Genomic DNA, 20,264 nt, shown 5'->3' on the forward strand with positions numbered 1-20,264 from the left:
GCGCCGGTGCGGGCGAACACTGTGCGCCCGCACCGGCACACCACTGAATGAGCGAGGAGAGACATCTGTGGCTCGACCGATCTACCGGCGGTTCGGGGACGTGCTGGTCCTGCGCGCCGCTGTCATGCCCGCTACGGCCCGCCCCACCGGCTGGCCCGCCATCGGCTCCGCCGACGAATGTCGCCAGTGGCTCAAGCAGGTATGGGACGACGAGGTCTTCGTCACCGCACTGCGCGCAGCGTCCCCGCGTCTGGCCGGCTACGTGGAACGGATCCTCGGCGGCGGCGACGTCGAACCCAAGCGCATCGGCAAGGCCACATGCTCCGTCGCCGGGTACCTGTTGCGCGCCACCGGGCGGGCGACACCGTTCGGCCTGTTCGCCGGGGTCGCCGTGGCTGCCGTCGGCGCGGCCTGCGCCACCATGGGGGCCGCGCATCAGGCTGCGGCCCGCCCCGACACCCTGTGGGTCGATCACGTGCGCAGGGACCTGGAGGGCCGTGCCGATGTACTGCCGTACCTGACGGTCCAGGTCAACAGCCTGGCGTTCCGGTGTGGCGACATGCTCGATACGCCGCGCTCAGGCGGCCGCATCGCCAGTGCCCGCATCAGCCGCCCGCTGTCCGTCCTCCTGCAGGCAGCCGCGCAACCCGTCAGCGGCCGGGAGCTGTTGCGGCTGCTCACCGATGCAGGAGGCAGCGTCGAACAGGCTCAGCGTCTGATCGGGCAGGCCCTCGCAGAGGGATATCTGATCAGCAGTCTCACGGCACCGATGACCGTGGACGATCCCGCAGGGCACATCTTGCGCGTCTTGCGCTCCCATACGGAGGAACTCTTACCGGGCACGCGGGATGTCCTCGCTCAGCTCGGCGAGGCCGGACAGCTCCTCGCCGCGCACAACCGGGCCGCCGGCGACGCTGCTCACACGCTCCGTGCGGCCGCCGACGACCTGATGCAGTCCGTGCCCGCGGCCAGCCGCAGCCGCATCTCCCTCGACCTGCGGCTCGACGCCCACGTCCGCGTGCCCCGCCTTGTTCTGGACGAGGCTGAGCACGCTGCCGACGCGCTCGTCCGTCTGACCCGCGCCCGGGGCGAATCGCCCGCCTGGGCGGCCTACGCCACGCACTTCTGGGAGCGGTACGGCACCGGCGTCCTCGTCCCCTTACGTGATGCCGTCGACCTGGCCTCCGGGCTCGGCTACCCCGCCGGTTACCCCCTGTCGTCATGGCCGCAGACTGCGCCCAGGACGCTGGCCCGTGACGAGAAACTCGCCGCGAAGGCCATGCACGCTGCCATGACCGGCACCCGCGAGATCGTGCTCACGGACGCCGACATAGACGACCTCGCCGAGGAGGCGGAGAGCGGGCCGGTAGCGCCGCACGTGGAGCTGGCGGTCCGGATCCGCTCTGCCAGCACCAGGGCCCTGGACAGCGGGGACTTCCTGCTGGATGTGCGTCCAGCCTGGACCGCGGGCGCCCTGTCCGGACGGTTCACCGCCCTGCTCGGGACGGCACTGTCAGACCTCTACGCCACACTGCCCACCATGGTCCAGGGAGCAGTGCCCGCACAGCTCTCCTTCACGCCCACGTTTGCGCACGCGGAGAACGTGGCCCGCATCCCCGCCGTGCTGCCCCACGTCCTCAGCGTCGGTGAACACTTCGAACCGGCCACCCGCATCATCGACGTGGACGATCTCGCCGTGCTCTGCACCGGCAGCCATCTGCACCTGGTCAGCCTCTCCCGGCGGCGCGTCGTCGAACCGCTCGTGCTCCACCCGCTCGCGCTGGAGAAGCAGGCACCACCGCTGGCCCGGTTCCTGGCCATGCTCACGCGTGGACCGCTCACCGCCTGGACCGCCTTCGACTGGGGGCCGGCCGCCGCCTCCCTGCCGTTCCTGCCCCGCATCCGCCACCGCCGCACCGTTCTGGCACCCGCGCGCTGGACACTTCCCGCTGCCGCGCTGCCGGCCGGACCGTTCACGCAGGCCTGGCACGCGGCGCTGAACGACTGGGCCGCCACGTGGCGCTGCCCGGCGCGCCTCGACCTCCACGACGGCGACCGGTCCATGAGTCTGGACCTGGCCGAACCGCTGCACGGCCGGCTCGTCCACCAGCACCTGCAGCACCACCCGTCGGCCGTTTTTACCGAAGCCGTCACCGGCGACGACGTGGCGTGGATCGGCCACGCGCACGAGATCACCATGCCGCTCGCCGCCACCCGCCCGCAGATGCCGCACCCGGACCTGACGCGCGCGCCCGTGGTCACGAACCAGGACCTGGCGCGCCCCGGCGACGCCGGCCGCTGGCTGCAGGCAAAAGTGTTCACCCATCCCACAGCGATGGACCAGATCATCACCCGCCGTCTGCCGGCCCTGCTCGAGGACCTCGGTACCTGCGAGGCGTGGTTCGTGCGCTACCGGTCGCTGCACGAGAGCGACCACTTACGCATCCGTGTGCCCGCAGGCCCGCACACCCTGCAAGCCGTGGCCGCATGGACCAGGCAGCTCACCGCCGACCGGCTCGCATCCCGTCTCGTCGTCGACGGCTACCGGCCCGAAACCGGCCGCTACGGCACCGGCCCCACGATGCAAGCGGCCGAAGCCGTGTTCGTCGCAGACAGTGCCGTCACCCGCCGCGCACTCACCGACCTTCCCCAGCTTCAACGCGAAGTACTCTGCGCGCTGAGCATGATCGACCTGGCGGAGGGGTTCCTCGGCACCCGCGAGGGACGGACATGGATGGCCACCGCAACACCGCTGGGCGAGGGGCGCCTGGAGATCACCCGTCCCACCGTCCGCCAAGTGCGCACCCATCCGCTCCCTTCCGCCTCCCCGCAGCTGGCCGCGGCCCTCGCCCTGCGCCGGACCGCACTGCGGGCATACCGGTCCCTCGTCGGCCCTCAGCGCCTCGAGGCGGTCCTCGACTCGCTGCTGCACCTGCACCACAACCGGATGGCAGGACCGGACCGGGCGGGCGAAGCCGCGTCCCGGCACGCCGCACGGCAGGCCTGCCGGTCACTGGCCCGAGGGGCCGCATGAGGCACGACGACCTCGGCGGCGGCCTCGCCGGCACCGCCCTCTACGAGATCGTGGCCGCCCACACCAGCGGCACCTGGAGCGCCGCCCAGGCCGCCGCCCGCGCCGTCACCGCCCAGCCGCTGACCGCACATCCCGGCGAGGCCGGCCTGTACCGGGGAGTTCCCGCCGCCGCCTACGCCCTGCACTTCGCCAAACCTCCGGCAGCCTCACGCACACTCGCCGAACTGGACGCCGAGACTATCGCGATCACGGCCGCCCGCCTGGACGCCGCGCAGCACCGTATGGACAGCGGGCACCCGCCCCGCATGGCCGAGTACGACCTGATCAGCGGACTGACCGGGCTCGGCGCCTGCCTGCTGCGGCGCGAGAGGCAGGCCGCGCTCGAACGCATCCTGCGCTACCTCGTACGGCTGCTCACCGAACCACTCACCGTCGCCGGCCATCAAGCGCCCGGCTGGTGGACGGCCGACGGACCACGCGGCCTGCCCGAACAGGGCGCGTTCGCAACCGGACACGCCAACTTCGGCCTCGCGCACGGCATGCCCGGCCCGCTCGCCCTCCTCGCCCTGGCCGCCCGCGCCGGCATCACCGTCGACGGCCAGGACCAGGCACTCGACCAAGGCATCACCTTCCTCACCACCTGGGCACGGCCCACCGCCGACGGCATCATCGAATGGCCCGAACTCCTGACCCTGCCGGACTTCCTGGACGGTCCGGCCCGCGGCGAGCCGGGACGGCCTTCCTGGTGCTACGGCGCACCCGGCACCGGCCGCGCCCTGCAGCTCGCGGCACTCGCCCGCCGCAACAGCCCGGCACGCCAGTTCGCCGAACACGTCGTCCTCGGCTGCATCACCGATCCCCGGCGCCTGGCCCGCATCGAGGACAGCACCGTCTGCCACGGCTGGAGCGGGCTGCTCCTGACGTGTGACCGGATCGCCGCCGACGCCCTCACCCCCGCCATCACCCATCAACTGCCCCTGCTGCGCTCACACCTGAGCGCACACCTGGTGCGGCACCAGATACCCGAAAGCGGCGGCCTGCTCACCGGCAGCGCCGGCGTTCTCCTCACCCTGCACACCCTTCGTGTCCCCCGCCCCGCAGACCTGGGGTGGGAGACCTGCCTTCTGCTGAACTGAAAGGGAATGACCAGTGGGCCACACCCCCACCGCCGCCGACCTGCGCAACCGCCTCGTCAACGCCATCCTCCACGACGTCCCCCTGACCGCCGGCGTCGAGCGCGCCATGCGCACCGTGCCGAGGGAAGCGTTCCTGCCCGGCATCAGCCTCGAACAGGCCTACGCCGACCAGGCCGTGTCCATCAAGGACAACCCCCTGGGCGGCCCCCTTCCCCTGTCCTGCGCGTCCGTGCCGTCCGTCGTCGCGATGATGCTCACCCAGCTCCAGGTCCGGCCCGGCGACCGCATCCTCGAGATCGGCGCCGGAACCGGCTACAACGCCGCCCTCCTCGCACAGCTCACCGGCGACCACGGGCACGTCACCAGCATCGACATCGACCCCGACGCCGCCCTGCACGCCCGCACCATGCTCGACCGCTCCGGCCACCAGCACGTCCACGTCATGCAGCGCGACGGACTCACCGGCGCACCCGAGAACGCGCCCTACGACCGCATCCTCGCCGCCGTGGGCCTGTGGGACGTACCCGCCGCATGGTGGGACCAGCTCCGCGAGGGTGGCCGCCTCGTCCTCCCGCTGCGCTGGCGCGGCCAGACCTGCTCCGTCGCACTGACCCGCCACCGCGACACCCTCATCTCCGAAGGGATGGAACTGTGCGGCTTCGTCCCCGTCATCGGACAGGACGGCGAAAAGACAACAACCCTGAACACCGGTGACACGATCCGCCTCGTCCACGACGAGGATCAGACCGTGGACGCGGCAGCCCTCGGGCACTCCCTGGCCGACACCAGCGGCATCGAGGCCTTGTCCGAGCAGCGCATCGGCGGCGAGGAATCCTTCGACGGGGTGTGGCTGCGCGCAACCGCCACCGACGACCGGGTCTGCCGCCTCCACGTCCTGCCCGACGCCCTCACCCGACAACTGCTCCTGCGGCCGGCGCTTCCCGTGCGCAGCCCCGCCCTCGTCGACGGCAGCACACTCGCCTACCTGACCGTGCACCGCGAGAACCTCGACCCCAAGCGGCCCCACCGCCTCGGCGCAGCCGCCTACGGGCCCCACGCACACAAACTCGCCCACGACCTCATCACCCACATCGAAGCCTGGGGCCAGAACCGCACCGCAGTCCCCCGCCTGACCATCACTCCCGCACCATCCCCCACCACAGCCAGCCAAGGGCACGTGATCAGCAAGCCGGAAAGCCGCCTCACGCTGGCGTACTGACCCCGCCGTTGAACAGGCGCTGACAGCATCGGCCACGAAGCGTCAGCGAGCTGCGGTCCCGTGCAGCTGGCGGATGGGCACGGGACCACCGCCCGAGCCCTGCCGTCTTGTCAGAGCAGAGCCCCTGAACCGTATGCCGACCAAGCCGCCACAGCACGCTGTGCGGTGCTGCAGAGGGAACCCTGCCTCCGGTTGGCGGTCCGCCCCTGCCCGCTGCGCCGATCCGCGGGCAGGGCGCCCGGCCTGACCGTCACGCACGCCAGGACAGGAATCAGCCCAGCCAGAGCGCCGCAGCCACGCCTGCCCGCCCCGCAGCCGGGATCGCAGCAGCGGGCCCGGAATCCGGCAAGGCGTCACTCGGTATGCCGGGATCGGACCGGGTCGAGGAGGCCGTCGCCGGGCCACAGCGGGCATCCCGCCTCCGCCCGCGCCAGCCGCCTGCCGACCTCGACCAGCACCTTGACCCGGTCTGCGGGCCCGTACACGCGCTGCTGCCCGCTGCGCGGGTCAACGGTGCGGACCTCGCTGTGCGGGCCCGCGCAGACCAGGGCGCGGGCGATGTCCGGCAGGCACAGGCTCACCGCGTCACAGCCCCGCTGCCGGACAAGGCGCAGCAGGTCCGCGGTGACCGTCTCCCAGTCACCGGCCTCGGGCCACCGGGCGCCGCCGTCGAGTTCGTGGGTGAGCGTGGACAGCGGCACGATCTCGCCCAATCGGCGGCCGCGGACGAGCCGGTCGTGGATGCGGGCGCCGTCGGGCTGCCGTATACGCGGGTGCAGCAAGGACGCGGCGGCCACGACCGTGGTGTTGACCTCCCTTGCGCCGGGGGCCGGATAGTAGGGCTCGTGAGCGAAGAGCAGGTACACCGCGTGGGCGGGTTCCTGACGGCCGTCGTGGGCCATGCGGGATTCCTCCTTCGTCGGCAGTGTGGGTCGGATCGGGAAGGCCGCGTCAGATCGGAGTGCGGCCGCAGTTGCAGTGCTCGGGCCGGAGCGCCGGCCAGAAGCGGTCCGGGTGGTCATGGCGCGCTGCCTTCGGGCAGGTGGGCTGTTGCGGTGGTGCAGGTGGTGCAGCGGCCGTCGCCGGCGGGGTGGGCGCGGCGTGGGGTGGGTCCGGGGCAGGTGCGGCAGTGCGGCCAGTTCAGGCAGGCGGGGCAGAGGTCTTCGCCGGGCGCGGTGGCCGGTGCGCCGCAGCCGGCGCATTCCACGAGTGCCCGGTAGGTGAGCGCCTCGCCGACGGTGCGGGCTGCCGCGGCTGTTGACGACCGCTCAGGCACTAGCGTGGCCGGGGGCTCGGCGTCGAGGGCTTCGGAAGCCCCCTCGTGGTGGCGGTGCCCGTGGCCGGGGGTGGTGGGGGGTGGGTAGGCCTGGGCGGCGCGCAGGCGGGCGGCGATGATCGCGCCGACGCTGGTCCGCACCGGATGCGGCAGCGGCCGCCCGGCGATCACCTGCCGCAGGTGATCAACTGTCCAGCCCGCCTCCAGCATGACGGTGACGATGCGGCCCTGGTCGGTGAGCGTCTGTCCGGTCAGCAGCAGCTCGGGGCGTTCGGCGCCGAGTTCGAGCAGCAGCCGGATTCCCGGGTGCAGCTCATCGGCGACAGGTCCGTCCGTCCGCGGCTTCGAAGCCGCGGAGCGCGAGGCGTCTTCCCGCTTCGCGGCGTGGCCGGCGGCGCACGGAGGGAGGGGGCTGGTGTTCTGCTTGTTGGTCTTCTTACTGATGGTGTTCTTAGTCTGCGGATTGGCCAACATAGGCTGAGCCAACATTGGATAACCCGACTCTGGCTGCGACCTGGAGTTTTCCGCGGCGGGCAGATCGGTGATGACGTAGCGCACCTGGCCGAGGGTTCCGTCGGGATTGCGGTCGCGGGTGCGGTGCAGGAAGCCGTGCTTCTCCAGCAAACCCAGGCCCGTGGTGACGGCGGTGCTGCCCTCGCTGGCGCTGCGCACGAGTTCGGCGACGGTGACCTGCCAGCCGTTGCGGTGCGTGCTGATGTAGCCGAAGATCCCCTTCGCCCGGTAGGAGATCCGCGGATCGCGGAAGAGGCCGTTGGCGATCTGCGTGAACTGATCCCCGCCCATCGCCCCGCGCCGTATCCCCCCACCAGCGCCCGCCCCCTGTCCGCCGCCGGCTGCGGAAGCAGAGACGGCTTCGGGCAGCACGGCACCAGCGGCGGGGCGGTCGGTGATCGAGTACACGGCCTCGCCGAGGGTGCCGTCCGCACGGCGCAGGCGATCGCGGACGAGGTAGCCGTGCGCCTCAAGTTCGTTCAGCGCGGCCCGGACCGCTGTCCGCCCGTCCGGGCCCACAGCGGCGATCTGGGCGATCGTGACCTGCCAGCCGTCCCGGTGCGTGCTGACGTACCCGAAGATCCCCTTCGCCCGGAAGGAGATCCGGGCATCACGGAAGAGAGCGTTGGCGATCTGCGTGAACGCATCCGCCGCCATCACCCCGCGGCGCACCCCCGCCCCGAACCGGCTCACCGCCCGGCCCCCGCAGCGGCCGGCCGGGGGCCGCCGGGCAGGCACACAGGCGCCGTCGAAGGTAAGGGGCCGGGAATCCGTAACGTGCGGGCGGGCGTCTTCTTCATGCCCTCAGCACAGCGTGCACCCTCGACCACAGCCCTCACCATGGAGGCCTCACCACAGTCACGATGAGGACACGAAATCCATGGTCAGGTCATGGTCAGGCCATGGTGAGGGCGTGGTCAGACCATGGCCGGGCCGTGGTGAGGGCATGGTGAGGCCGACCATGACCGGTCACCTCCGACGGACTGCGCACCCACTGCGCAGCAACAGCGGGGACTGCGCAGTGGGGTGTGCGCAGCCGGACCGCCGCTCTGCGCACTCGGCTACCGGGAATCTGCGCAGTCGAGATGCACAGACGAGTGCGCACACGCTGCGCAGTCGAGGCCTTCCCACCGAACACCCGCGGCCGACGGACTGCGCAGACGGCCACGCCGCTTCCGGCTGCGCATCGGTGTGCAGCCCAGGCCGAGCGCCACTCGGGCCGCGGCCACACCACCACAGCAGTGCGGCACTCGCCAGCCTCCGCGGCAGGTCATGGTCAGACCATGGCCGGATGGTGGTGAGGCCGTAGTGAGGCCGACCATGGCCCTCACCACGGACTGCGCAGACCCGTCTGCGCAGCGACAGCGCGGACTACGTCATGCGGCTGCTCAGTCCGGCCCACGGCTCTGCGCAGTCGGGTCTGCGCAATCGCGGTGCCCAGTCCTTTGCGCAGAGCCTCTGCACACGCGACGTCTTCCCCATGCGCACAGCCGGCCGGGGCAGTGCGCAGCCAGCCGGCGGCTTGCGACTGCGCACTGGCGGCCGGCCCTGCCGCTGATCCTTCACCCGGTGTTGCAGGCCGTGGGCACGGAGGGCAGGCCCGCTGCCGCCGTCATCGGCGTGCGGCCCGTGGTGAGGCCATGGTCGGCCTCACCACGCCCTGACCATGGTCAGACCATGACCTGACCATGGATTTCGTGTCCTCATCGTGACCGTGGTGAGGCCTCCATGGTGAGGGCTGTGGTCGGGGGCGGTTGCTTTCCTGTCGGCGTCAACCACCCCCTCCGACACCGGAGTTCGACCATGCCCCCCTCGCATACGCGCCTCGCACGACGAGGCCGCGCCCGCGGCAGCGGGAGGCGCCCGCTTACAGGCGATCCGCCGCCGTACCCGCCTCACCCGCATAGGGGTGTGGGCCGCGATCGCGGCCGGACCCGCCGCCCTGGCCGTCACCGTCACCGCCACCCCCACCACCGTCCAGGCCGCCACCCCGCCCCAGCCCGCCACCCCCTCTGTGCGCACCACGGTGGACGCCGATCCCGGCGGGTATGCGCAGGTGTTCCTTCGCGCGTGGCTGCGCAGCAGCGTGGATGACGCGGCGAGTGCGCAGGCGGGGCTTGCGCAGGCGATGGCCCCGGACGTCGCCCTGCCCGACCCGGACGCCGATGCGCGCACCCGGCTGGAGTCCGTGACGGCGGTGCGCAGTGCGCAGCATGCGGGCGGCGGATGGTCGGTGACGGTGGCCGCGCAGTACGCCGACGGCACGGTGCGCTACTACGCCGTGCCGGTGACCGCCGACCGTGCGCTCTCCTCGTTCACCGTGACCGGCGAGCCCGCCGTCGTGGCCGGCCCCGGCCAGGCCGAGACGGCGGCCTCGCCATACACGGTGAACGTCCCGGACGGGGAACTGTCCACCACGGTCGGCGAGTTCCTCGCCGCCTACCTGACCGGCGGCGGCGAGGCGGACCGCTACCTCGCTCCCGGCGTGAGGCTCGCTGCGCTCTCCCCCGCCCCGTACAGCGAAGTCGCCGTCCAGCAGGTGTCCGCGGCTGAGGAGGCCGCAGCGTCCGAGAACGTCCCGACGGACGGAACGACCGTACGCGTCCAGGCCGACGCCGAGGCCCGCGACGACACCGGCCTCTGGCCCCTGGCCTACGAGCTCGGCCTCACCGCCCGCTCCGGCCGCTGGGAGATCTCCGGCCTCCCCGCCGCACCGGCAACCGGCAACGGAGGCACGCGATGAACGCGTCGGCTTCGCTCGTCCTGGCCGGGGAGCTGGACGACCTCGGTGACAGCTGGATCACCATGCTGGAGGACTGGGCCACCAAGGGCCTCGGCGCCGGGCTGCTCGGCCTCGTCGTCATCCTGATGATCCAGAAGGTCAGCCTCAAGGCAGGGATCGGCGCCCTGCTCCTGATGATCATCGCGCTGGGTCTGTACAACTCCCGCAACGACCTCGCGGAGATGTTCGAGGACGAGGTCAAGAACCCCGCCCAGGGCGCCCCCGTCAGCCCCGGCGCCACACCCGAAGGTCCCGCCCTGCGCGGCCAGTTGCCGGATGCCGGGAGGATCCTGTGAGCGCGACGGCCGCGGCGCGTGTCGGCCGCTTCTACACCACGGCACGCCGTCATCCGTGGGTGCTGGGCAAGGTCGCCGACTGGCGCATCCCCCTCGGCCCCTACACCCCCGCACAGATCACGGTCGCGGTCGGCGGAGGCTTCCTGCTGTTCAAGACGATCCACTGGTGGTCTTGGGCGGGCCCTGTACCGGTCGCCGCCTGGCTGCTCGCGGTGTGGGCGGTCCGCCAGCCGAAGATCCGCGGCCGCGCCCCCGGGCAGGCCGCGTACGGGTGGATGCTGCTGGCCCGCCAGCCCGCCGGCGGCCGCATCAACGGCCGCGCGGCACGCGACCGCAGCCCTCGCTTGCTGCACGCCGGCTTCACCATCGAAGACGCCCCCACCGCTGCGCACACACCTACGTCAACGGGCACGCCTAGTCCACGCCATGCCGCGAGTGCCGTGCCGTCGGCTGCGGTTCGGAGAGAGCTGCGGCGGTCCCGGCGCGCTTCGCGCTCGCGAGCGGCGACTCCCACCCCGGCGTCCCGCCGTCCGGCACGGGCACCGGCTGCGGCGGGCGCTCCCGCTCCGCGTCATGGTGGGCCTGCGGCGCTGCCCGGCGGAGCTCGACCACGCCCGGAAGGAAATCGGACAGCCCGGCGCCAGCACACGCGCGCCGCCGTGGCTGCCCCGCCGGCCCGGCGCCCGGCGCCGGTAGCGGCCGCGCCGGTGCGGGATGCGATGTCGCAGGTGCAGCGGCTGCTTGCCGAGCGGGACGGGGGTGTGCGGTGAGGGTTCCGATCCGTCACATCGCCGGGCACCTGGTGTGGTCGACGCACGGCAGCGTCTGGGCGATCTACCGGCTGAACCCCGGTCCGGACGCTGCGGGGCAGCGGGAGGAGACCGTCCAGGGCACCCACGTGCCGGCTGCGGTCCGTGACGAGCAGCTGGCCAGGGTCACGCACCTGGTGCGGTCGCTGTCCGGGGCGCCGAGGCTGATCGGGCTGTGCGCGCAGACCGATCCCGGTGAGATCGCGCTGCGCATGATCGACGGCATCGAACCCGCCCCCACGCCTGCCGCCGGTGGGCGGCAGGCGTGGGTGGAGAACGTCGAGGCCGCTCTCGACCTGCTGGACGGGCAGGAGATGCACCGCCGCACCCTGTGGCTGGCCGTCCCCCTCGAAGCCGAGACGACCGGCGTCCGTCTGACGGCGTCCCTGGGCGCGGCCTGGACGGAGGTCACCTCACTGCTGGGCATTCCCGGCGCCCCCGTGACCCGGCGGGAGGTGGATGCCTGCCGTCAGCAGGCTGCCCGTGTCCAGGCCGCGCTCACCGGCGGTGTCGCGCTGCGGCCGGCGCGGCCGGCGGAGATCGTGTGGATGATCCAGCACGCCCTGCACTGCGGCATGGAAGAACCCCTGCTCACCGAGGCCGAGACGAGCAGCCAGTACGCAGGCCGGCTGCGGGAGGGGATCCTGCGCTCCCCCAGCTACGCCGACCTCGGCCAGGCCCGCCTTCACGAAGGCGGCACCGGCGGTGACAGGGAGGAGGACGACGGCGAGCTGACTGCCTCGGACCCGGTTACGCGTTCGGGGCGTGGCGTGTGGTGGCGGCAGCGGATGGTCTCGCCGCTGGGGCGGCGGTGGCTGCAGGTCGAGACCGAGACCGGCACCGGGTATCAGGCGCAGTTGGTGCTGGCGGAGTGCCCGCCTGCTGTGAGTGCGGAGGCGGCGGATCTGTTCGCGCAGCTGGAGCTGGTGGACTTTCCCGTCGACTACGCGGTGGATCTGACGCTGGTGCCGGCGGAGAAGGCGCGGGCGCAGGTGCGGCGCAAGAAGAACGAGCTCGTGGACCAGGCCGGCCAGTACGAGGCCCGCCCCACCGGCATGCCCGCCTCCCTGACCGACGCCGCCCGCGATCTCGGCGAGCTCGACGCCCGCCTGTCGCGGACCTCGGTGGAGGTGGAGGTGCAGTCGGTGACCGTGCTCACCGTGTGGGGGCCCACCGCCGCCGTCTGCGACGCCCGCGCCCGCGCCCTGACCGCTCTCCTCGCGGGGGCGGACTACCGGACGGTGCGGCCGGCCGGGCTGCAGGAGCACCTGTTCACACTCGGCCTGCCCGGCGCGGTGCGGCCGGGTGTGGTGCGGGAGTTCACCCAGCACCAGGTCAGCGAGGACTGGGCCCTGACGGGCGCCTTCACCACCAGCGAGGTCGGCGATCCGGACGGCATGTTCCTCGGTATCGGCCTCGACAGCGGCACCACCCGCCCCGTCATGATCAACGTCGCCGACGCCCCGAAACAGGATGCCTCCGCCTCCATGGGCATCGTCGGCGACCTCGGCGCCGGAAAAAGCGTCCTGCAGAAACTCATCGCCGAGGCGGTGTGGGCGCGCGGCGGCAGCGCGATCTGCATCGACCGCACCCCGGTACGGCCAGCTTCGCCCGCACCGCGGCAGCGGGCCGCTGCCAGATCGTCGACGCCGCACGGGCGGAGGTGTCCATCGACCCGCTGCGCCTGTTCCCCGGCCCCGAGGGCCGCAACTACGCGCTGTCCTACCTCACCCTGCAACTCGGCATCGCCGCGATGAGCACCAGCGGCGAAGTCCTCCATCACGCCGTCGAACAGGCCGCCGCCAGTAGACGTCCGTCCATGTCCCGGGTGCTGGACGTCCTCGACGAGATGGCCGGGCGCAAGGCGGGCAGGAGGCAGGACGCGGCCGCCACCCTGGCCGGGCTCATCCAGGTCATCGCCGACAGTCCCCTGGCCGCCATGGTGTTCGACCCCTCCCTGCCACCGCTGCGGCTGGACGCCTCCAGCACCTCCGACATGATCGTCATCACCACGACCGGGCTGAAGCTGCCGCCGAAGGCCGCGTTCGACAAACCGGACGTCCTGCACCAGCAGCCGCTCGAGGCACTGATCGGACGGGCCGTGCTCTACCTGATCGCCGCGATCGCCCGCCAGAGAGCCTTCGAGGACCCGGACCGGTTCACGGCGGTGGTGCTGGACGAGCTGTACTGGCTCACCAGCTCGGCCGAGGGCACCGCCCTGGTGCACGAGATCCTCCACGACGGCCGCAAACACGGCGCCGGACTCATCGCCGGATCCCACGACGCCGACGAACTCGGCCCCGACCGGGGCCTGATGGCCTACCGGGCACTCGCCCGCACCACCGACCGCGAACGCGCCCGCCGCGGCCTCGGCTTCATCGGCCTCGACCCCGACGACCCCGAGCTGGTGCGGCTGGTCACCACGGGCCTGTCCCCCGTCGGCCAGCGCGGCCGGGAGGGCGAGTTCCTGCTGACCTGCCCACGGCAGAACACCGGCCGCGTCAAGGTCATCATCCCCGCCCTCGCCCGCATCACCGACTCCATCACCACCACCCCCGGCACACACAAGACACAAACCGAACCCACCCGGCCGGCCGCCGGTGCGGGCGCCCGGCGCTCCCGCAGGACGCGTCGCGGCCGCCATGGCGCAGCCCAATCCGAGGAGCGTGGGTCATGAACTCCTCCCCAGCCCGCTCACACCGGTACACCACAGCTGGTCTCCTCGCCTTCGCCCTCACCTGTTTCGCCGCAGGGATGCTCGTGCTGGTCCTCACCACCGGCCTTGCGCACGCCTGGTGGCCGGCGACCGGCGCAGCCTTCACCCCCACCGACCGGCCTGCCCGGTCCGATGCATGCGGTCTGGTCGTCGGCGAGGCCGGGAAAGCCTGCCAGCGGCACGCCGCCGCGCCCGCCGCGCCCGGCGGTGACAGCCTGAGCGGCGATACCGCCTGGCCGCTGGTGCTGCCCGCCGTCGGCCTGATCGTGCTGGCCGCTGTCCGGTGCCGGGTGCCTGCCAGGCGAAGGCGGCGGTGAGCGATGCGCTACCACCATCCCCGTGTGCGTCAGGGCGGCTTCGTCCTGCTGCTGGCAGTGTTCTTCGTGCTGGTCAACGCCCAAGTCGTCCACGCCGCCGACAGCAACGCAACCGGGGACCTGCTCGCGCCCTTGAACATCTACTCGTCCGAGGGGGTGCCGATCGACGGATACGAGCTGAACGCCGAAGGTGAGGGCATCCTCGACTTCCGGGGCGAGGCTCTCTCGTTCGCCCTGTCCGGGCTGTTCATGCTCATCCGGCTCCTGGTCGGGATGGCCGGCTGGGCGATCGAGGCCGCCTTCCGCTTCCCCCTCCTCAAGCTCCTCGCTGCGCCCGCGCAGAAGGCCGCCGACACCTACGACACGATCGTCGTCGACACCCTCGGCGTCAAAGGCCTGCTGCTGGCGTGGTCGTTCGTGTTCACCGGGTTCATGATCGTGCGCGGCCGGGTCGGCCGCGGCCTGGGCGAGATGGTGCTGACGCTGCTGATCGCGGCGTTCGCCGCCTCCACCCTGATCCGCCCCGACACCCTCCTCGCCGCCGACGGACCGCTGGGGCAGTCGACGCAGGTGGCGGCGGAGGTCGCCGAGCAGTCCGTCAACTCCTACGACTGGGGCGGCAAACTCGCCAGCAAAAGCCCCTGCGACGGCATGGCCGGCCAGCAGGAACTCAAATGCCTGCAGCGGGAGGGCGAGGGTCCGGTGTCGGCGGCGGAGGTGGCGCGGCCGCTGCAGGACTCCATCACGAACGCGCTGGTCGTGAAGCCGTACATGCTGCTGCAGTACGGCCGCATCCTCGACCCCGCCAAGCCCTCCGACCGCAAGGCCTACGCCGTCCACCTCAAGTGGATCACCGGCGGCTACAAACCCGGCAACAACTCCGGCGAGACGGGTGAGGACGACGACAAGGACGATCCCTGCGACAAGATCTGGGGACCTGCGAAGAAGTACTGCCAGCGCAACAACACCGGAACCGGACCGGCCGAAGTACCGGAACCCGCGGAGAATCTGCCGCTGGATGCGCTGAACGCGCAGGTGACCGAGGGACACCGCGAGTTCGCCGCGTTCCTGGCCGACCTCAAAGAATCTGGCGACGTCGGCAAAGCCAGCGCCGAATACGCGCAGAAGCCCACCTGGTGGCGGATCGGCGGAGCCCTCCTCCTCCTGGTCGCCGCCCTGTTCATCGCCGGGATGATGCTCTCCTGCGCGCTCGTGCTGCTCGGCGTCCAGGGTGCGTGCGCGGGTGCCGCGGCCGCGGCGGGAGTGACGTTCGTCGCGGCGATGCTGCCCGGCCCTGCCCGGCAGTCGGTGTGGAAGTGGCTGTCACTGTGGGGCATCGCCTGCCTCGCCGTGATCGGGGTGTGTGCGTTCATCCCGTTCTTCGCGATCGCGGTGGATGCCACCATCACCGACGGCCCGGACCTGATGGTCGAACGGATGCTCCTCATCGTCGCCCTCGCCGTCGTCGGCGCCGCTATGCACCGCCGCCTGCTGGCGGGGATCTCCGGCTTCGGCCGCCGCATGGCCATGCGCATGCGCTACGCGAAGATCGGCGGCACCCACCTGCCCGGCGACACATCCGAACTCGGTGCCGCCCTCGCCATGAACACCCCGTCAGCGCTGGGCGGTTACGGCGGCGGGCTGCGGGCCCTGGCCGCAGCACGAGGCGGGGGCGGAGGCCGGTTCGGAATCCTCGGCACCCGGCAGCGGCTGACGGGCGCGCTGTCCTCGATGGCGGACGGGACGGGCATGCCCGTCGACACCGGCCGCCTGCTGTCCGACGCGACCGCCGAAGCCGGCCGCGGACTCGCACCCCTCACAGCGGGCGCGGCGATCGCCGGACTCGGTGCGCGGCTCACCGCGCGCGGCGGGCACTGGCTGCTGATCGGACGCCGCCCCGACCGGGAACAGTTCGCCCGCTGGCAACGCCCCACCGCAGAAGGCGACGACAACCCCGCCATACCCGGCGGCCCGGCCGGTCCGGGTGGTCCGGGCGGTGGGCCGGGTGGTGGTCCGATTCGGCCGCGGGGGCGGGTGACCGCCACCGCGACGAGGACGGGCAGATCGTCGACCGCACCACCGGCGCAGTCATCCACGACCAGAACACCGACCGCACGCTGCTCGCCACGCGGGCCCACAACCGGCTGGTCCGCTTCCGCGGCTACCGCATCCTCAACCGCACCGCCCGCACCGCCTACGGCGCCACCGCAGGCCTGCCCGCCAACACGCGCCGCGCACGCGCCGGCGCCACCCGCTACGCCCATGACGCCCGCCAGCAAGTCCGTGTCTGGGGCAATACCGTCCGCGAGGACGGCCGCGCCTGGGGAGACGCCGCACAGCGTGTCGCCCGGGCCATCCGTGACGGCGACGACCGCGGCGGACCGGCCCCCTTCACCAACCGCCGCCTGCCCGTCACACCCCCAGCCCCGGCCCAGGCGCAGGCCCCGTCTGCCCCTGGAGCCGGCCCGCACCCGGATTCCCCGTTGCCCGTCCCCCGGACCCGCCCGACCACGACCGGCCGGCCCCCGCGCGCGTCAGCGCGAGGCCGGACCGAGCCGCCGGCAGCCCGGCCAACTGCGGAACCAGGCAGCCGCAGCGCACCGCCCGCGCCGGCAACCCGGCAGCGGGGCAGCACACCGCGCCCACCGACACCTGCCCCGCCCGGCCCCACCAGCACGCCACTGCCCGCACGCCGGCCCGACACCGGCCCACCACCGCCACCGCCACCGCCGCCGCCTCAAGGCCGCACGCCATCCGGCGGCTCCGCGCTGCCCGGACGGCGGACACCGCGCAGCGACACCCGCCGCCAGGCCGAGGAGCGCTTCCAGGAGCTGCTGCGCCGCACCGGCCCCGACAACCAGCCCCCGAACCCGCCGTCCCCGCCACCGCCGCCCCGGCCGACGATCAGGCGCCGGCCCCGCCCCCAGCCCCCGGACACGGAAGGAGACGACGAATGAGCCGCGCGCGACGGCGCATCACCCGCTGGGCCTGCGTGACCGTGCTGCTGGTGGGCGCGGCGGTGTCCTGCGCGGTGCCGGTGGGCAACGCCATCACCGCCTACGTCACCCTCCAAGCACAGGCGGGCGCGGGGCAGTACGCCTCGTTACCCGAGGGCGGGAGTGCGGCGGACATCCCGCCGAGGATGCTCGCCGCCTACAAGAAGGCCGTCCAGCAGGTGGGCCGGTACGTGCCGGAGTGCCGGGGCATGCGCTGGCCCGTCCTGGCAGGGATCGCGAAGACCGAGTCCCACCACGCCGTGGGACGCAGCGTCACGGCGGGCGGCGACATCCGCCCGAAGATCTACGGGGTTCTCCTCAACGGCTCCGGGCAGGGCGGGAACACCACCGCCTTCCCGGATACGGACAACGGCCGCTGGGACGGCACGGCCACCGGTGAACGCGCGGTCGGGCCGTTCCAGTTCCTGCCCTCCACGTGGAACAGCACCGGCCAGGACGCGGGCGGCGACGGGACGGCCGACCCGCACAACGCCGACGACGCCGCCCTCGGCGCCGCCGTCTACCTGTGCGGGAGCGGCCGCGACCTCAGCAAACGGCCGCAGCTTGAAGCGGCCGTCTGGCAGTACAACCACTCCACCGCCTACGTGGCAGACGTCCTCGGCTGGATCGACCACTACACCCGCGCCGCCAAGGACCCGGGCCTGGACGGGGTTTCAGGGACGGTGCGTACGGTTCTCGAGGCCGCACTCTCGCAGCGCGGAGTGCCGTACTCGTGGGGCGGCGGCAACGCGGGCGGCCCCTCTCACGGCATCTGCTGCTCCCCCAGCGGCAAGAGCGGTACCAGCATCAACGGCTACGACTGCTCGGGGCTGACCACCTACGCCTACGCACGCGCCGGGATACGCCTCCCGCGCACCGCAGCAGCGCAGGCCGGTGAGGGCCGCCGCATACCTGCGAGTCTCGGGACCGCAGCCCTCAAGCCCGGCGACCTCGTCTTCTTCGCCCACGCACCCGGCCGCGACGCCACCATCTACCACGTCGGCATCTATGCAGGCGGCGGCCGCATGATCAACGCCGCCCGGCCGGGCACCACCGTCCGCACCGACCCGGTCAGCGCCATGTCCGGCTACGCCGGAGGAGCACGACTGCTATGACCACCCCTGCCTGCACACGGCACCCACGCCGCCCGCTGCTGCAGCCGCTGCTGTCCGCCACGCTGCTGCTGACCGTGACCGGGTCACCCTGCTGGGCCTGCCCCACGGCCGGCACCCGCCAGCCCCGGCCACACCGTCGGCTACACGCAGCAACGGTCCGCCAGCCCCAACTGCCACGTGCTCCCGCCGGCCCGCGGGGGCGACGCCGCCGCGATTGCGGGCTCCCTGCCGAACGGTGCCGCACAGCCGGGGCGCGGCCGCAGCCCGGCGCGGTGCGCCCGTGGCTCACCCCGCGCCGGGGAGCGCGCCGGGGGGCACGGGAAGGGCGCGGTAGCGGTCGAAAGCCTCACGGGCGTCCGCGACGAAGTCCTGCCGCCCGGCCAGGTCCGCCAGTTCGGACTCGGCCAGCCAGCCGTACCAGGCGATCTCCGACGGGTCCGGCCGCACAGGGCCGGTGACGACGGCCTCGTGCACGGCGAGCCAGTACGGGCTGATCACCCCCTCACACAGGAACTTGAACCGGAAACGAGGACGGACCCGGGCGCCCAGCTCCTCCGCCAACTCCCGTGCAGCCGCCTGCCCGTAGGACTCACCCACGCCGGCCGCGCCGCCGAGCATCCAGTTCAGCTGCCCCGCAAAACGATCTGCTCCGTGCGGGCGGCGGTGCACGAGGATCCGGCCCTCCCCGTCCCGGCACACCACCGTCGCTATCCGGTGCAGCCACCGGCAGCGGACCGCCTCCTCACGGTCGACCACACCCAGCACCACATCGTCCTCGTCCACCCGCTCCACCCACTCACCCATGAGGACCACCATGGCAGACACTCCCGTCCACGCCGTCGGCCGCGCCAGGGCCCGGGCCTGGCCCGGCGTCACCCAGGCCGACGCTCGCGCTGACACTGCACTGAGCACGAGCGGCGCTTTGCCTGTCCAGCGGGCGCTACCCGGCGTTCGGGGCGCAGGCGGCAGGCCCACGTGGTGCGGCAGCGCTGCGGTGTCGAAGTACCCGTCAGGCCGGCAGGCGCTGGGTGATGCGCCACAGTCTGCGCGGCAGGCCGCCCTCCTCGAAGGCGTGGACCTCCTCAAGGTGCCAGCCATCGGCCAGGGCATCGACCAGCGGCCGGGAGAAGAAGTGCACGGCGAAGCCGCTGTGCTCCCAGATGCCGTCCCCGTGCCCCGTGCCGGCCCCGTAGTGCGCGTCCCCCGTGTGGCGGACGGTGTAGACGAAGCAACCGCCCGGGCGCAGCACGCGGCGGACCTCGCCGGCCAGAGCGTGGATGTCCTGGGTGGACAGGGCCATGCACAGCAGCATGTGCGCGAAGACGCCGTCCACCGAGGCGTCTGCGAGCGGAAGGGGTTCGCGTACGTCGTGGACCATGGTGGTGACACGGTCGGCGACTCCCTGGCCGTGCGCCGCTGCGCGCAGCTGCTCCAGCCCTGCCGGGCTGAAGTCGGCGGCGCGCACGGTGAAACCCTGGCGGGCGAAATACAGGGCGTCGCGGCCGTGGCCGGCGCCGAGCTCCATTACGTCGCGGGCACCGGCGGCCCGGAATACCGCGGCGGCGTGGACCGCCGCCTCGGACGGCTGTGCGCCGTACATGCGCGGATGCTCACCATAGGTGCGCTGCCAGTGCGCACGCTGCGCAGCGGCCAGGTCCTCCTGCCCGTCCCGCGACACGCCGGCCTTCCCTCTCCCTGCCCCACCGGTAGTGAGGCCAGCGTAGGCCGACACCGCAATGCGAAGCCTGCGACCCGCACGAGGCCACCAGGACGGCACCCGGCACAAGAGGCGCACCACAAGCGCAGGACGGTGCCGGCGGCAGAGCGGTCAGAGCACCACACGCATCTCCCGCCCCCCGACCGGGCCGGGGCGCGGACAGTCCGGCACCACCGGCGGGCTCCGGCTCGTCGACCTCGGCGAACACCCCTCCAGGCGAGGAACCAAACAGCCGGGACACTGCTTCTTCCCGGCCGCGTACGCAGCCCTGGGCGGCCCGGGCCTCCTACGACGGGAAGATCGCCCAGCGTGCACCCGGGCCGGGCCGGCTCGTGGTC

At 72.7% G+C, this 20,264-nt stretch carries 12 protein-coding genes and 2 pseudogenes; 10 read left to right on the forward strand and 4 right to left on the reverse strand.

What is annotated here, in order from left to right:
- Nucleotides 1-67: 67 nt before the first annotated feature.
- From ABZZ79_RS36080 to fxlM, 3 genes are read left to right on the forward strand one after another with little or no spacing between them, the layout of a single operon-like run.
- Nucleotides 68-3,034, forward strand: coding sequence for a lantibiotic dehydratase (locus ABZZ79_RS36080; protein WP_356696263.1), 2,967 nt, complete (start codon nt 68-70; stop codon nt 3,032-3,034).
- Entirely contained in the window at nt 3,031-4,170 is a 1,140-nt protein-coding gene (locus ABZZ79_RS36085) for a lanthionine synthetase C family protein (RefSeq protein ID WP_356696265.1), read from the forward strand. Before ABZZ79_RS36080 ends, ABZZ79_RS36085 begins: the two co-directional genes overlap by 4 nt.
- 13 nt (nt 4,171-4,183) lie before the next feature.
- Nucleotides 4,184-5,389 (forward strand): methyltransferase, FxLD system, encoded by a 1,206-nt coding sequence (fxlM, locus tag ABZZ79_RS36090; protein WP_356696267.1) that lies wholly within the window; start codon nt 4,184-4,186, stop codon nt 5,387-5,389.
- A gap of 353 nt (nt 5,390-5,742) precedes the next feature.
- On the opposite strand, the gene ABZZ79_RS36095 is transcribed toward fxlM, so the two are convergent.
- A complete protein-coding gene (locus tag ABZZ79_RS36095; RefSeq protein WP_356696269.1) occupies nt 5,743-6,291 on the reverse strand; it encodes a hypothetical protein in 549 nt (182 codons plus the stop codon).
- A 116-nt stretch (nt 6,292-6,407) separates the two neighbouring features.
- Nucleotides 6,408-7,871 (reverse strand): hypothetical protein, encoded by a 1,464-nt coding sequence (locus ABZZ79_RS36100; protein ID WP_356696271.1) that lies wholly within the window; start codon nt 7,869-7,871, stop codon nt 6,408-6,410.
- A gap of 1,216 nt (nt 7,872-9,087) precedes the next feature.
- Between ABZZ79_RS36100 and ABZZ79_RS36105 the strand changes: the two genes are divergently transcribed.
- The 7 genes and pseudogenes from ABZZ79_RS36105 (at nt 9,088) to ABZZ79_RS36135 (ending at nt 18,209) form a co-directional block, all read left to right on the forward strand.
- Nucleotides 9,088-9,921, forward strand: coding sequence for a conjugal transfer protein (locus tag ABZZ79_RS36105; protein ID WP_356696273.1), 834 nt, complete (start codon nt 9,088-9,090; stop codon nt 9,919-9,921).
- Nucleotides 9,918-10,256, forward strand: coding sequence for a hypothetical protein (locus ABZZ79_RS36110; protein WP_356696275.1), 339 nt, complete (start codon nt 9,918-9,920; stop codon nt 10,254-10,256). Before ABZZ79_RS36105 ends, ABZZ79_RS36110 begins: the two co-directional genes overlap by 4 nt.
- Nucleotides 10,253-10,639, forward strand: a pseudogene (locus ABZZ79_RS36115) (hypothetical protein); the annotation flags it as partial. The gene ABZZ79_RS36110 and the pseudogene ABZZ79_RS36115, both read left to right, overlap by 4 nt.
- A 383-nt stretch (nt 10,640-11,022) precedes the next feature.
- Nucleotides 11,023-13,742 (forward strand): annotated as a pseudogene (locus ABZZ79_RS36120) (ATP-binding protein).
- Complete coding sequence (locus ABZZ79_RS36125; protein ID WP_356696277.1) at nt 13,739-14,098, forward strand: hypothetical protein; 360 nt, start codon at nt 13,739-13,741, stop codon at nt 14,096-14,098. The pseudogene ABZZ79_RS36120 and the gene ABZZ79_RS36125 overlap by 4 nt, the downstream one beginning before the upstream one ends.
- 24 nt (nt 14,099-14,122) lie before the next feature.
- Nucleotides 14,123-17,494, forward strand: coding sequence for a hypothetical protein (locus ABZZ79_RS36130; RefSeq protein ID WP_356696279.1), 3,372 nt, complete (start codon nt 14,123-14,125; stop codon nt 17,492-17,494).
- Between the two features lie 322 nt (nt 17,495-17,816).
- Entirely contained in the window at nt 17,817-18,209 is a 393-nt protein-coding gene (locus ABZZ79_RS36135; RefSeq protein ID WP_356696305.1) for a C40 family peptidase, read from the forward strand.
- Nucleotides 18,210-18,494: 285 nt separating this feature from the next.
- Here ABZZ79_RS36135 and ABZZ79_RS36140 read toward each other — a convergent pair whose 3' ends face one another.
- Both ABZZ79_RS36140 and ABZZ79_RS36145 read right to left on the reverse strand, forming a co-directional pair.
- On the reverse strand, nt 18,495-19,013 hold the full coding sequence (locus tag ABZZ79_RS36140) for an NUDIX domain-containing protein (protein WP_356696307.1): 519 nt from the start codon (nt 19,011-19,013) through the stop codon (nt 18,495-18,497).
- A gap of 205 nt (nt 19,014-19,218) precedes the next feature.
- Nucleotides 19,219-19,887 carry a class I SAM-dependent methyltransferase gene (locus ABZZ79_RS36145; RefSeq protein ID WP_356696281.1) on the reverse strand — a complete coding sequence of 223 codons (669 nt, stop codon included), beginning with the start codon at nt 19,885-19,887 and terminating at the stop codon, nt 19,219-19,221.
- Between the last annotated feature and the right edge of the window lie 377 nt (nt 19,888-20,264).

The organism is Streptomyces sp. NPDC006458 (assembly GCF_040612135.1).
GTDB lineage: Bacteria > Actinomycetota > Actinomycetes > Streptomycetales > Streptomycetaceae > Streptomyces.